At 59.1% G+C, this 14,500-nt stretch carries 8 protein-coding genes; 1 reads left to right on the plus strand and 7 read right to left on the minus strand.

Translation table 11 applies throughout. From position 1 onward, the window contains the following. Nucleotides 1–14 precede the first annotated feature (14 nt). The 6 genes from ACZYOF_RS02740 to ACZYOF_RS02765 form a co-directional block, all read right to left on the minus strand. The gene (locus ACZYOF_RS02740; RefSeq protein ID WP_463714721.1) at nt 15–3,830 is read right to left on the minus strand and encodes a glycoside hydrolase family 99-like domain-containing protein; all 3,816 of its coding nucleotides are present in this window, start codon (nt 3,828–3,830) and stop codon (nt 15–17) included. Nucleotides 3,831–4,130: 300 nt separating this feature from the next. Next, entirely contained in the window at nt 4,131–6,179 is a 2,049-nt protein-coding gene (locus tag ACZYOF_RS02745) for a tetratricopeptide repeat protein (RefSeq protein ID WP_463714722.1), read from the minus strand. After that, nucleotides 6,176–7,525 (minus strand): HlyD family type I secretion periplasmic adaptor subunit, encoded by a 1,350-nt coding sequence (locus ACZYOF_RS02750; RefSeq protein WP_282526409.1) that lies wholly within the window; start codon nt 7,523–7,525, stop codon nt 6,176–6,178. Before ACZYOF_RS02750 ends, ACZYOF_RS02745 begins: the two co-directional genes overlap by 4 nt. Continuing rightward, the gene (locus ACZYOF_RS02755) at nt 7,515–9,749 is read right to left on the minus strand and encodes a peptidase domain-containing ABC transporter (protein ID WP_282526408.1); all 2,235 of its coding nucleotides are present in this window, start codon (nt 9,747–9,749) and stop codon (nt 7,515–7,517) included. The genes ACZYOF_RS02750 and ACZYOF_RS02755 overlap by 11 nt, the downstream gene beginning before the upstream one ends. Before the next feature lie 204 nt (nt 9,750–9,953). Continuing rightward, the gene (locus ACZYOF_RS02760; protein ID WP_463714723.1) at nt 9,954–10,568 is read right to left on the minus strand and encodes a class I SAM-dependent methyltransferase; all 615 of its coding nucleotides are present in this window, start codon (nt 10,566–10,568) and stop codon (nt 9,954–9,956) included. A 192-nt stretch (nt 10,569–10,760) separates the two neighbouring features. Next, nucleotides 10,761–11,720, minus strand: coding sequence for a calcium-binding protein (locus tag ACZYOF_RS02765; protein WP_130576694.1), 960 nt, complete (start codon nt 11,718–11,720; stop codon nt 10,761–10,763). Between the two features lie 517 nt (nt 11,721–12,237). Between ACZYOF_RS02765 and ACZYOF_RS02770 the strand changes: the two genes are divergently transcribed. Beyond that, on the plus strand, nt 12,238–12,879 hold the full coding sequence (locus tag ACZYOF_RS02770) for a nucleotide-binding protein (RefSeq protein ID WP_463714732.1): 642 nt from the start codon (nt 12,238–12,240) through the stop codon (nt 12,877–12,879). 390 nt (nt 12,880–13,269) lie between these two features. Here the strand turns inward: ACZYOF_RS02770 and ACZYOF_RS02775 are convergent, their stop codons facing one another. Continuing rightward, nucleotides 13,270–13,629, minus strand: a complete 360-nt coding sequence (locus ACZYOF_RS02775) for a helix-turn-helix domain-containing protein (RefSeq protein ID WP_463714724.1) — start codon at nt 13,627–13,629, stop codon at nt 13,270–13,272. Nucleotides 13,630–14,500 lie beyond the last annotated feature (871 nt).

Consider the following 14,500-nt stretch of genomic DNA (forward strand, 5'->3'; position numbering starts at 1 on the left):
TTGAGATATCGCGATCACGCCTTGGCAGGCTCCCCCGCCGCCGACTGCTTTGCTTCCCGCTTCGGCTTCTCGGCCTCCGGCGTTGTCCCCAGCAATTGCGCAGTGACCTCTTCGAGGTAAGCGGCCTGCGATTTGGTTTCGCGATCCGTAAATCCAAACCGCTCGCGGGCGACGCGGTGCATGCTTTCGATCTCTTCGATATGCTTCTGCGCTTTCAGCGAATGCGTCACGCTCGCGGCGTGGCGCCGGTGGATATTGAGGGGATCGGCGACGTAGGCGATCTTGGCGCCTCGCGTGCCGAGAGCCTCCAGATAGATGCGCCAGTCGCCGGCCATCCGAAGGTCGCGAAGGCCGCCGCGGCAGGCTTCGAGCGCGCGCAACAACGCTTCGCGGCGCCACAGTACCGAACTGACGTTCAGGATGGTGTTCTTGACACCGAGATAGCGGGTCACGAAATCGCGACCGTCGAACACCTCGGTCCGCGACAATGCGCCTGGCTCAATGGTGGCGTAGTAGGGCTTGTAGCTCGCATAGAGGTGGGCGCCGTCGGCATCGATGGATTTCGAATCGGTGAAGCCGAACGCGATGTCGGGGTCGCCGTTCATCAGTGCGAGCAGACCTGAGAGGAAGGTGGGCTCGGAGAGATCGTCGGCTTCGGCGATCCAGAGGAACTCGCCCCTCGCCATCTCCGCTGCCTTGGCCCATTGCGCGAACACGGAACCGGAATTCTGCTCATTGATGACGAGTGTGAGATCACGCTGGCGCTCGTCGGCGAGCTTCATGATCACGGGGATGCTGTCGTCGGAGGAGCAGTCGTCCAGCACGATGATCTCCTCGACTGGATGGTTCTGGTCGAAGATGGTGTAGAGCCGCTCCGGGAGACAATGCGCGTAATTGTAGTTGGGAACCGCGACGGAGATGCTCGGCAGCGAAGGCACAGCAAGTCGGAGCAGATCGCGGACATAATCTGCAAACGCGAATTTTGTCTGGACAATCTCGGTCATGCGGGCGCGCTCGGCCTCTGATGGCGCCCGGCGCAGGAAATTCTCCACGGCTTGCGCCATCGCCGGCACGTCGCAATACGGCACGACGCGGCCGACGTTCTCCTTTAGAAGGAAGCCGGGGATGCCCCCCGAGTCCTGGAAGGCAATCACGGGCACGCCCACGCTGAGCGCCTCCAGCGCCACCGTCGGGAATGGATCCTCTCGCGACGTCAGGGCGTAGATATCCGAAGCGGAATAGAGCGCCTGCATGTCGGAACGGAAGCCGGCGAGATGGAAACGACCGGTGGCCTCGGCGCGACTGATTTCAGGTCCCAACCATTCCTGCAGGCCAGGATCGATGCCGCCGGCCCAGCAAAAATGGACGTTCGGATGCTGTTGCCGAACCAGGCTCCAGACCTGCAGGAACAAATCGAACCCTTTGCGCAGGTCGGCATAGCCGACCCCAAGCACCATCTTGTCGGTCGGGGCGATGCCAAATTCCTTGCGAACCAAGACGGCTTCGGCCGGCGCCGGCTCGATCTGCTTGTAGCTTCCTTGCGCACGGATCAGGAAGCGCCCGTCACCGGCATCGAGCTTGAGCGCCTCAACGAGCCTGTCGCGAACGAATTCGGAGGCAAACACGACGTGCTGCGCGTTTCCGATCGCCATGCGTGCGACGTCCTCCAGATTCTTCTCGCGAAGGATCCGCGGCAGTTCGTGCACCAGTGAAATGGTGCGAAATCCCATCTCGGCAAGGAATTTGGTGGCGCGCCCGCTCGCCGTGGTGTTGGCGATCGCGGCCGTGAACCCCTTCTCCCGGAAGTGCCGCAACGTCGCAGGGATTTCGGTCGCCTGCTTGAGAACCGTGAGCGGAGCCACGGACGCGTATTCGGCCTCCATCGCGCCACCCTGCAGCAGTAGATACTCGACCTCAATGTTGAACGCGCTCCTCAGCGTCCTGCCGATATTGAGCAACAGATGCTGAGCGCCGCTCGGGAACGCATCGTGCCCAATCAGCAGAATCTTTGGCAGCGAAAGGTCGCGCGTCAGGCCGGTCGCCGCACGCGCAGTGGCGTTCAGGTAAGCCGATCCGAAATGCAGGTCCGGCTCGAGATAAGCGCCCTCGCACCATTCGTTCCAGGCGTTGACGCAGACGACGGCTTCCCCGAAGAACGTGTGCTGCTGTGCCTGCTCGACCAGCGTCGCCAGCCACGCCTCGTATTTCTGTGGCGTCGATCCCTGGATCACGAGACCCGTGCCCTGCCGGCGCGCGTCATTATCCCAGCTCGGCACCACGGTCTTGATCAACGGAAAATTCGGACGCGGCTCCTCAAGCGAATACTTGGCGACATCGTCATAGCTGTAGATCTGGCCCGAGTAGGTGTCGTCCAGGATCTTGGCTTCGGCGTTGACCAGCGGTACATATTTTGTGAGCTTGTGCGGCGGGAATTCGATCGCGCCATCCATGCCGTTGGGAGCGGGATCGTAATCATCAAAGCTCTGGCTCATGATGATGATCGGATCTTCATTGAACCTCTTCGCGAAGATCGAACGCCAGCGCGCAATCACCTTGGCGGTATCCGGAATGAGGCGCGGACGATAGATCATCAAGAGCGGTCGGCCCTGGATGCGGATGTATCGCTTGTCCTTGAAGTGCCGGTTGAAATCCGACAACAGACGTTCGTCGTCATCAGCCAGGTAGTCCTGCGAGATCAAGACCTCGCCTTCCATGCCGTCCCAGCGCCGCGTCCAGTTCTCGTTCGCCCACATCAGGCAGAACGGCATATTGATGTCGCGCGCCTTCAGGAACTGCTCGAGCGGCTTCTCCAGCAGGCGCTTACCGTTGAACCAATAATAGTAATATACAAAGCCATGAACGCCCGCCGCCTGGGCGATTCTCACCTGCTTGCGCATGGTTTCGATGTCGCCCAAGGAGTAGAAACCGAGGTCGCGCGGGACCCGTGGCTGGTAGTGATCCTTGAACCGCGGCACGCCGCGCGCGATGTTGGTCCACTCGGTGAAGCCGGTGCCCCACCATTTGTCGTTCTCGGGGAAGGCGTGAAACTGGGTCAGGTAATAGGCCAGGATCTTTGCGCGCGGCTTGGCGCTCGCGGGCAAGGGCCGCAGTTCCTCGAACTGCGCGCTCGGCTTGGTGAAGCGCTTGATCTCAGCCGGAATGGTGGCTTCGTTTTCCGGCGGTGACGGATAGATGCCGTCCTCGTGCCGATGCTCCAGATAATGCAGCAGCGGATTCTGGTCAGTCTTACCCTTGAAGTAGCGCTGAATGTAGAACTTGGTGTCGAACTCCGCCGACGGATTGCGCCCTTCCTTGTAGCCGTGGAAGATAAAGTGTTCGAACGGATCGACCCCGGCGGTCGCGACGTCCTGATAGATCTGCAGATAGTATTGCGCGTCGAACTCCGGAATCGGGCTGAACGGACCGATACGGTTTTTCAGATAGTGCGCGAGCGGGCTCTCCTTTTCCGGTATGCCGTACTTCTCGCGATACCAGGCGGGCTGAAAATACGGACTCGGCCGCCTCCCTTCGGGCTCACCGATCGATGCGTAGTGCAGTAGCGGCTGCACATCCGCGTCCTTCACATCGGGATAGGTCGTGACATACCAGATCGGATCGAAGATCGGATTTGGCTTGCGGCCCTCCTTGTAGCCATAGAGGAAGAAATGCTCGAATGGATCGGCACCGACCGCGATCACATCCGGGTAGCTCGTCGCATAGAAATTTTCATCGAACAGCCCTAGCCCCTTGAGCGTGCGCGTGGCACCTGTGAGGTCGATCGCCGGTCCAGCCGGCTCCGACGGAGGTGAAAGCTCTGGTTGCTTGCTCACGAGTTCCTTGGCGGCCGCAGCGTTTGTCTTTGCGACGCTCGTCTCTCCCTTGGGTTGAGACCGTGCGATTGCACTGCGCCTCATCCGAGGTTCCTTTTGACCGGCGTCGCGCGCGAGCTTCGAAAGAAAATCAGCCATCGTCACACATTCACTTCAGCGTTGAGCACCTTACTTCGCAAGCGCGAGATTAGCGCACTCTTTCTGTCTCCGATATGAAAGCAATCTTCAGTTGTGCCCGAATTGTCGCTGTTGCTTGCCTCCTTTTTCATCTTTCCGCTCCGGAACGGACAACGTCATTCTTCATCGCTCAGTGTCCACCAACGTCGGGCCTATCGCCTTCAGGCGACGCACTGCGCCTTCATTATTTTGTCGCGCCGCCTGTTGATACCAATGCACCGCCATGTCCTTATCTTGCGCAACGCCGGCGCCCGACATCAGCGCGTCTCCCAGAGCCAGCTGCGCTTCAGCCATGCCCTGCTCTGCCGCTTTCTGAAACCACTCGGACGCCTTCTTCGGATCAGCTTCGCGGCCCTGCCCTCTTCCGAGCATTACTGCGAGGTTATACTGCGCAACCGTGTGTCCCTGCTGCGCGGCGGCCTCGTACCAGGTCAACCCCTGTGCGACGTCCTGGGCGATGCCATTGCCGGTGCAATACATGACGGCAAGCTGAAACTGCGCGGCAGCATTGCCCGAGCGCGCGGCCGTAGCCATCCAGGATGCTGCGGCTCGTGCATCGCTCACGCCGCTGTTTGGATCCGCGTACAGAAGTGCAAGGGTGTATTGAGCTTCGACATGGCCGGCCTTGGCCGCGCGCGTGAACCATGGGACGGCGCCTTGAACATCCGAAACCCCACCGAACTTGCCCATTTTCATCGCGCCGAGTTGAAAGGCTGCGGGCGCGTAGCCGGCTGCGGCAGCTTCGGTCAACAACGACTGCACTTCCGTAAGGCGGTCCGCCGAGCCATCATGATGAATGAGGAAAAGCGCATAGGCGGTCTTGGCGTCAGGATCTCCGCCAACAGCGGCTTTGCTCAACCATTCTCCCGCGAGTTTTTGATCGCGCGGAACGCCATTGCCTGCGGAATAGAGCCTGCCTAGCTGCACCTGCGCGGCACTGATGCCGCCCTCCGAAGCGCGCTCAAACCACTTGATCGCGGTTTCCACGTTACGTTCGACGCCGGAGCCGTTGAGATAGAAGATCGCGACGTTGAACGCGGCGGTGGCGTGGCCGTTCTCCGCCGCACGCTCGAACCACTTCGCGGCTTGACGAATGTTCGGGGAGACGCCGGTTCCGGTCGCGTAGAAGCGCCCGATGAAGAACTGAGCCTGCACGTCGCCTCGCTCGGCGGCCTTCTCGTACCAAGTTGCCGCTTCCCGCAGATCCGGCTCGGCCCCTGCGCCGTGTGAATAGAACTCCGCCAACGCCTGGATCGCCGGAAGGTAGTCCTTGCGCGCCGCCTTGCGCAACGCGGTTTCGGCCAAGTCGGGATCCTTGGCGATGCCTTTGCCGTTCAGGCGCAACAGACCGATATTGTAGAGCGCGATCGGATCATCATGCTTTGCGGCGCTCTGGAATAGGCGCGCGGCCTCGGCGGGCGCTTCCGGCATGCCCGCCCCCTTCAGGTTCATGAACGCCAGTGCGACCTGCGCCCTCACGTGATCCTGTTCGGCGGCCTTGCGATACCAGATCGCCGCCTGATCGAGATCTACGGGAACGCCTCGGCCCTGATAATAGACATCACCAAGAGAAAATTCGGCTGGAGCACACTTCTGGTCTGCCGCGGCCTGATACCATCTAAGCGCAGCGGTGTAGTCCTTCTCGCACCCCCGCCCTTCGGTATACAGGTTGCCAAGGATGGTCTGGGCCTCGGCCTTGCCAGCTTCCGCTGCAGCCGTGATCCAGCGAAAAGCGACATCAACATTACTGGCAACACTGGTTCCGTGCGGGAATATGAGGTCATGAACATTCGATGCCGCATCGCCCAGTCGAGCGCCAGAGGATTGACGCCACGTCTCTGGCCTGTTCGGTCCGAGAGTGGCCTTCACTCCATACAGGAAGATCAAGCCGAGCTGATACTGCGCCTCGACATGGCCTCGCTGTGCCGCGCGCTCGTACCACACCACCGCGTCGGGAATGCTGCCCAAAACGCCCTGGTTCTTTGCGTAAAGCAATCCGATTCGATAGTCCGCTTCCGCGTCGCCATCTTGCGACGCCAGCTTCCAGAGCTTCAGCGCCTCCAGATAGTGACCAAGTTCGAAGGCGGCCTCGCCGCGCTCAAACTGCTTTCCGCGGGATTCCGAAAAAGCAGGCCGAATCCACTGAAAAAGCGATCGCGCCGACAGTGTCATGGCTCACGCATAGCCTCGCGAATGCCCTTGAGCATCCCACCAAGCAGATACATTCCGACGGATCGGGTGCCTACATTGATGTCTCCCGAAAGGGTCATGCCGGGGATCAGACGGAAATTATGCGGCACATCCTTGAAATTGCTCGAGTCCACCGAACACCGTGCCTTGTAATACGCGAAATCGACCGGCTTTCCATCCTCATCCGTCGTGAACGCGCCCTCGCTGATCCAGCGCACCTTGCCCTGGGCCGTGCCGTGCTCCGCGGCGTTGAACGCGTCGATCTTCATCGTGCAGGGATCTCCGGCGCGGATGAACCCGATATCCCGCGAAGCGATCTGGATTTCCGCCTCAAGCTTTGTGTCGATCGGCATTAGCGTGATGAAGGGATCGCCAGGCTTGAGGACCGATCCGACCGAAAGCCTCGCCATGGTGAGGACCACGGAAGGTTCGGCGGCGGTCCAACGGACAAGGTCCTGGTGCTTCTCCGCCTTGTCATAGGCGGTTCTCGCGTCGTCGAGCTTGTTGCGCGTCGTAACCAGATCCTGACTCAATTGCGCAAACCATTGCTGCTTGAAGGCGTCACGATCGGCGATCAGCGATCCCAACGTATTCTGTGCCTCTGTCAGGCTGTTGTGCGTGTTCTCCAACGTCCGCAGCAATTCCAGCCGAGTATCCTGGGAGATGTACATGTTGAGCTGCGAGCCGGTGCCGTGCTCGGCAAGCGTCGTGCGCATTGCTTCGATCTTCTGCAGAACCTCGTCGCGCTGCCGATACCTGGCGTCGTCGCCGCGGAGCTTTTCAATCGTCGCCTGGGTTTGCTTAATCTTCGATTCAAAACTGTTGAGCTGGGCGGTGTATTGCGCCATCCGTTGATCATAGAGCGCCTTCTGCAGCGCCGCGTATTTCTGGAAATCGGGGTCTGACTTGCCGGGGAACACGAGCGGCTGCTGCTTCAGCTCAGCCTCGTCGCGCGCCACTTGCGTCTCGAGGCTCGCGATCTGCAATTTCGCCTGGGTCAAATCGGCCGACGTGAAGGTTGCATCGAGCGTCGCGAGCAACTGTCCCGGCTGGACCTGCTCGCCTTCCCGCACATCGATCGTCTTGATGATCGAGGGATCCAGCGCCTGCAGAACGCTGACCTGACCGGCCGGCACAATCTTGCCGTTGATGCTGGAAATAACGCGATCGACTCGCATCAGGCACAGAATCGCGACGATCGCAACCAGGAACGCGGAAAGCACAAACAGGGTGGCCCGCGCAACCAGCGGCTCGGCTTCCTCCCGGATTGCGTCGGTCTCCGATTGGAATTGGCGAACGGTGGCAAGCGACGCTTGATTAGGAGACAAGGGTCGGGCTCCGGAAGTTTGGTCTATCATTCCGGTTCGCAGGCACCAGATGCGTATTCTGCTGGTACCAAAGCGAACTGTAAATGTCGTTGCGCTCCAACAGCTCCTCGTGCCGTCCGATGTCGTCGACCACGCCGCGATTAAGCACCAGAATGGCGTCGGCCTTCGTTAGCGACGACAGCCGGTGTGAAATGATGATCAGCGTCCGGCCGTGCGCGATCCGCGAGATGTTGGCGTTCACGATCGCCTCGCTATCGGCATCGAGCGCGCTGGTCGCTTCGTCGAGAATCAGGATCGGCGGATTGACGATCAGCGCGCGCGCGATCGCGAGCCGCTGCCGCTGCCCTCCCGACAGATTGGGAGAACCTTCATAGATCTGGGTTTCGTAGCCGCGGGGCAGCTTGTCGATGAACTCCTCCGCGCCCGCTAGCCTGGCGGCCTTGACGATGTCATCAAAGGTCGCATCCGGCTTGGCCGCGGAGATGTTTTCCCGGATCGTGCCGCTGAACAGGAAATTCTCCTGCAGCACGACGCCGATGTTCCGGCGCAGATGGTCGACGTCGTATTCGCGAACGTCGATGCCGTCGATCTTGATCAATCCGTCGTAGTCCGAATGAAGTCGCTGCAACAAGCGCGTGAGCGTGGTCTTGCCGGAGCCGCTCTTACCCATCACGCCAAGCGTGGTCCCCTGGGGCACTTCAAAGGAGATGCGGTTCAGCGTCGGCGAGACAGCACCCTTGTATTTGAAGGTGACGCCGGAAAACTCCACTCTGCCCACGAGCGGCGAGCGGACTCCATGTCCGGAACGCCCCTCTTCGGCAGGCTGGTTGACCAGGTTGCCGACGGTGGCGACCGCGCTTCGCGCTTCGTCGTACTGATTGATGAGCTGCGCCATCTGCATCAGCGGACCCGAGACCCGCTGCGACAGCATCAGAAAGGCGAACAGCGCTCCGATGACGACGGGGTCATTGGCGACAAGCGCGAGATAGACGCCCAGCGCAAATGAACCGCTTACTGCCAGCCGCTCCAACGGGCGCACGACAGCCTGGATCGCGTTTCCGGTCATCCCTTCCGCAAGCCGGGCCTTCGCAACGCGCGCGACCAGCACGTCCCACATATGGCGCTGCCTCGCATCGAGCGCGAGCGACTTCACCGTCCGGATGCCGTTGAGCGTCTGAACCAGAAAGGCGCCCTGTGCCCCCTCCGCTGCAAGGACGGAGGACGAGGCCTTACGGTAGGTCGGCAGCATCAACATAAGCCATACGACGATCAATCCCGCCATCGCCAGGACCACCAAGGTCATGATCGGACTGAAGAAGAACATGATAGGCAGGAAGAAGATCAGTGTCGTCGAATCCAGAATCGTGCCGAACAATTGCCCCATCAGGAAGGTGCGAATGCGGAACACCTCGCGGATGTCGCGCGCCACCAGCCCCACTGCGGTCTGCTCGAAATAGTCGATGGGAAGGTTGAGAACCTTTTCGAAGACGTAGGTGGATAGTTTGACATCAAGCCTGGTCGTCAGGCGATGAACCAGAAACTGCCTCAAGAACGCGAATGCCGCCTCGAAGGCGATCATCACCAGCATCGCGATGCACAGCACATAGAAGGTATTGTATGCCTTGTAGAAGATCACCTTGTCCGACAGCAGGCGCCAGAACATGATCGGCGCCAGACCAAGGAATCCGAGGATCAGCGCAGAGATTGCAACATCCCGAACCATGCGACGTTCGCGGAACAGCAGCGCGGCCACGAGACCGAAACTGAACGGCTGCGATTCGTCGGAGATTTCATAGTTGCGCTTGACCAGAACGACATCTCCGGACCAGATGTCCTCGAAGCGCGGCCGGTCGATCACGAGCAGCGCATCTTCCGCCGCATTCGGATCCCTCAACACAATACGCGTGTTGTTGGCGTCTCCATCGACACGCAACAGCACCATATGGCTTCCGTTGCGCAGGCGAATGATAGCGGGGAGCGCCTTTTTCAGATGGGAAAGCCCGTCCCAATCAAGCTTGACGAGCTTCGCCCGCATGCCCGCCTTTTCCGCGCAGCGGACGAGCTGATCAGGCGTCACTTCCTGATCGGTCAGCAGGTTGTCTTTGATAAGTTGCGTTGAGGTGAGATGCAGCCCGTGCTGTCGAGCGACGATGATCAGACATTCGAGCGCCGACGGAGGCACTGGATCCGCATCAGTATTCTCGGCGACCGCTTGGATGATCATGAAAGCTCGGTCCATGTATCTGTTACTAGCGTCTGTTACGATCTTCTACGGAGATACCGCTGCGCGACCAACGATGCGCCGTTCTTAGCACTAACATATATACAACAAAAACGACAGGAATACTAACATTTAGCGTGATAGCGAATGCTCGCGGCCGTCGACTGCAGGTTGCACTGTCAGCCGAACCGGCACCGTGATCAGCGTCTAGACCGACGCTTCCTGAAAATTAAAGCCCGTTTCTAACAAAGTCCTCTGGATGCCCTCGCTATCGGCCTCGGGCATCAGCGCGAGCGCGCAAACCTCGAAGTTCTCCGTTGTTATCGACACGGTCGGAAAGCCCGCCATCAACAGCAGGTTGCCAAGGCGCTCGGCCGTAAATCCGGTGCGATGGGCCATATAGACATGCCCCTCCTCGATGGCGCGCGAATGGCCGTAGAGCATGTCGAGCGGCCTGATCGGACCCGCCGGCGAATTGTAGGCGATGGCGGCAATCCCGTGCTCGACGATGAATTGAGCGACGGATTCGATATCCGGGCTTGTGATCAAGGCGAACCCGTCGGGTTTCAAGACCCGATGGAACTGACGCAGCGTCGGAAAGACCTCGTGCGCATAGAGATGCTCGAGCACATGCGACGACCAGACAGCATCGAATGATTGCGGTTCGAAGGAACCGCCGAGATCAAAGATTGAGCCGAGAACGTCCGGTTTGACTTCCGGATCGATGTCGAAGCGCACTTCCTCCCAACCTTGCTCGCCAACCATTCGAGCAATTCGGCGGGCAGGTCCGGGGCCGGAGCCCGCATTGAGCAAGCGCTTCATACTGGCGGACAAGATTGGTTCCTGACGCAATCGGACGCGGGTGAGAACAATACGAAATCAAGCGTAAACGACATCACCTGATCGATGTGGCCTGACAAAGGCGTAAAATCGCGCCTGAACTCATCTTCCGGTCACAAAAGCAAAAGCCCCGCAGAAGCGGGGCCTTCACTAGCATGACCTTCAGCAGCCGAGTTAGAGTTTCGGCAGAGTGACGACCTGGTCGTTGAAGTGAAGATCTTCAACTCCGCTGACCGCAACCGTCTGATTGTCACTGAAGTGGAGCGTATAAGTTGACGTGCTCGCATCAACGTCAATCTTGGTGACATCAAAGAAGGAACGATCCGCAAAGTCGACCGTATCGTTGCCGTTGCCACCAATGATCGTATCGTTCCCGGAGTGCGACTGGATGTGGAAGGTATCGTTGCCGTCTCCACCCTGCAACGTCGAGTTTGCACCCGCGGCGCCACCATAGAGCCAGATCTGATCGTTACCGCTGCCACCCTCGAAAACATCGCCCTGCACGCCGACCAAGGTGTCATTGCCGCTGCCGCCCGAAAGCGTGCTGTGCCCGGACGTGAGGTCCTTGATCAGATCGTTGCCATCGCCGCCGACCAGCGACTGAGCACCGGTGCCGGCCAGCAGGTAGTCGTTGCCGCTACCGCCATCCAGCGTGTCGTTGCCGGTGCCGCCATAGATGCTGTCGTTGCCGGCACCGCCAAACAGCGAGCTATTGCCGTGTCCGCCGGTGATCAGGTCGTTGCCACCACCGCCGTAGACCGTATCATCGCCACTGTCGTGCAGGTGCACGGTGTCGGAGCCCTTGCCCATTGCAACGAACACGTCGTTGTCGGCACCGTTCACATTGAGCGTTTTTCCACCGGCGTCATCGAGGATGATCGCTTTCAGATTGGGAGTCGTGTCGACCGTCGTGGAGGTTTTAACGTCCAGCACCTGAATGGTGGGAGCCACCGGCCCACCGGCAAATGGTCCGGATTGAAACCATCCCCTCGTGCCATCCTCTCCGCCATCGTTGAACACACCGCTCTGCTCTAACGAGTCGATCAATGCCGATCTGACACTCGACTCGATGTTGTTGCCGCTGTGGTGGAGAAATTGACCCAGCTCAGTCTTCGTCAAGTAGGTAACGGCCATGGTACCCTCTGGCAAGATTCCAAGATTTTTCAACCGATCAGCTGACACGCCGGTCAGCGCCAATGTGCTGCAAGTTGAAGGTGCTACAACTACAACGAGAGTTAAGAGGCCTAGTTCAACCCGACACAACTATGTTCAATGTTAAGGTGCATCGCGTCGTTTGTTAAGCCATTGTTAGTCGCGCTGCACAATCGAAGTCAAGGATTAAATTCACGAGCGATTAACTCAGATTTGAGCTCAATGTCACGCCATTGTTAATCGCCGGGCCGGCGATCCGAGTCCGCCCCCGAAGGGGCGCTTTTTCGGGTAATTTCGGCACAATCCGCGGCTACAACCATACGGAATCCGCGGATGAGGTATGCGTGGGGATCAGGCAGGCCACAATCCGAACATCCCGGGAGGTTCCATGAAGAAGCCAATTGTCGATATGCGTTAGGTAGTGGTAGTGTAACCGGCTGATTTTGCTTCTAAATGTGAAGATTTGTTAGTGTGGCGCCGCATGACCTCTCCCATACCAATGCGGAGGACCATTACTGTTACCCAGCGAAAAGGCGGGGTTGGCAAGACCACGATTGCGGTCTGTATCGCGGCCGAGCTGGCGCGCCGCGGTCATGACGTCGCGCTGGTCGACAGCGATCCGCAGCGCTCCGCCTCGCAGTGGGCCGAGCCGGGCAATCTGGAATTCCCGGTTTACGAAATGGCTCTGGAAGGCACCACCGTATCCGCCTGGGCCCAGGAGGTGCGAAATATCCAGGCCGGTCTCGTGGTAATCGACACCGCCCCGAACGCGCGCGAAATGGGTGCGTCGATCGCCCTGGCAAACCTGATACTAGTCCCCTGCACCCCCTCCGGACTTGATCTCGACGCGACTGTACAGACGCTTGCCATCATCGATGCGGCACGCGCGCGCCGGCGCGATGCGATCAAGGTCATTCTGGTTCCTAACCGGCTCGATCGCCGCACCCTCGAGGGCCGACAACTGGTCGAGGAGTTGAGCGAGTTCGGTGAGATCGTCGCGCCTCCCATCGCCAGTCGCTCGGCATTCGTCCGCTCCTTTACAAGCGGTCAATCGGTCGCGAGCTTCATGCCCGGAGACGCGGCGGATCAGGAGATCCAACAGCTCGCAGACGCTGTAGAAAGGGCGGTTGGAGAGGATTAGAGCATGATCCGGAAAAGTGGATACCGGTTTTCCCTCGCGACAAACGCGAAGCGTTTGCGCGGAGATCATGCTCAAACAAGATAGAGCGGGATGATGATTCGAAGAAAATCATCATGCTTTAGCGCGATTTCCACCACTCCCACCGAAGCCGACGATAGCGCGCGATGTCTACGAAAAGCGTCCGCGACATATATGCCGGCCGCTCGGAGCGAGTTTGTTCACAGTCAATCAAGCGTTCGGATCATTGCAACATCCAACGCCTGTCCCCGCAACAATGCTCGGCCTTGCCGGCAAGCACTTTGGCTGCCGGAAGCCCCGCCATGGAGTTTGCGATTGTCACCCCAGCGGAAGATCAGCTAGCTGCGGTCACGAGGGCTCAACAAGGATTGATCAGGCCTTGCGTGCCTGGCTAACGGGAAAGGCCTCGGCCGAAGCTTCTTCAAGCCGCATCTTCTCCAGCAGGAGATCCGTGACGATCTTCCGCAGCCGCTGGTTCTCCAGCGTGAGTTCCTCCAGCACACGGCGCATTTCATCAATCGTTGACGAGTTGGTTGGCACCTTCCCTTCACCCACAGGATCGGACGGAACGACCGCGTCAGTCCTGCGCAGAGGCAGTTTCCGCCAACGATGGAGCGTCATCACGCTTACCCCGAGCGCCTTGCAAATCTCCACTTGGGAATTGCCCGCTCGAGCAAGCTCGTCTGCTCGAACGAGCTTCAACAATATCTCCTCGTGAGAGTGCTTCTTCATCTTCCCGCCTAAACGCGCTCGGGCCGGCAGCTAGCGGCCGGATCCGCCACCCGACATAGCCGAAGATTCGGCCCGAGCAGCATCACAATTATCATAAATACCCACAGTCAGAAACGAGAGGCGAAACACCGAAGGCGTCGCTAACGCCCTTGCTCCAGGTAGAATGTTAGTCATTATCCGCGCAAGCTAGCCGTTCGTGTTAGATGCGGTGCAACCTGATTTTCATAGCGGTAACCGCGTATCAATTTGACCTCGTTCGCCGGTCGTGTCGCGTTAAACCAACCTTCCGCTACCACGATCATCGCGATCCGAGTCCCGCTTCCTTGATCATTGTTGGACATCATCGGCGCTCCACGGCGGAGCGCCGCAACAACGTTGTTTCGATCGCATCGCCACTTAACAGTCGAACCGCTCATATCCGATTGCACTGCGAGGTCAATTGAGCGAAGCGCAGATTCAGGCGGTTTCTTCCGAAGGCACCAAACAAATGGTTTCCTCCGAAGGGTCTCGAAGATCAGGATACCGCTGCACCAGGCCCAGAACTATCTCGGCCCATGACCCTGCACTGGAATTTTCGGCTCACTTAATTCGAGAAGTATGAGCTGTTTTAACTATACGATAGCCTAGTCAGCGTGGAACCGCGGGTCAACCTCGAATGGATTTCCATCTGAAAATAAACATCACCGCGAGCATCGCCTTCTCGCATTTTACCTCTGGTATTCCCCTATCATGCGTCTGAACACTGTGAGCGTCACGAGAGGATCGCCGTGCCCGGCCTTGACTTGCGCGGAATGCTTTGGATTGCCCGATCGGGGTGATTGACGCTGCCGCTGGGCGATGATTGGGTGCTCCCCTCTGAAGGGACCTCTGA

The organism is Bradyrhizobium sp. LeoA1Lang (assembly GCF_055413685.1).

What these genes read in the sequence shown, in the direction of transcription:
- ACZYOF_RS02765 (WP_130576694.1), bottom strand. Translation starts at nt 11,720, where the DNA reads ATGGCCGTTACCTACTTGACGAAGACTGAGCTGGGTCAATTTCTCCAC.
- ACZYOF_RS02775 (WP_463714724.1), bottom strand. Translation starts at nt 13,629, where the DNA reads ATGAAGAAGCACTCTCACGAGGAGATATTGTTGAAGCTCGTTCGAGCA.
- ACZYOF_RS02770 (WP_463714732.1), top strand. Translation starts at nt 12,238, where the DNA reads ATGCGGAGGACCATTACTGTTACCCAGCGAAAAGGCGGGGTTGGCAAG.
- ACZYOF_RS02745 (WP_463714722.1), bottom strand. Translation starts at nt 6,179, where the DNA reads ATGACACTGTCGGCGCGATCGCTTTTTCAGTGGATTCGGCCTGCTTTT.
- ACZYOF_RS02760 (WP_463714723.1), bottom strand. Translation starts at nt 10,568, where the DNA reads ATGAAGCGCTTGCTCAATGCGGGCTCCGGCCCCGGACCTGCCCGCCGA.
- ACZYOF_RS02755 (WP_282526408.1), bottom strand. Translation starts at nt 9,749, where the DNA reads ATGATCATCCAAGCGGTCGCCGAGAATACTGATGCGGATCCAGTGCCT.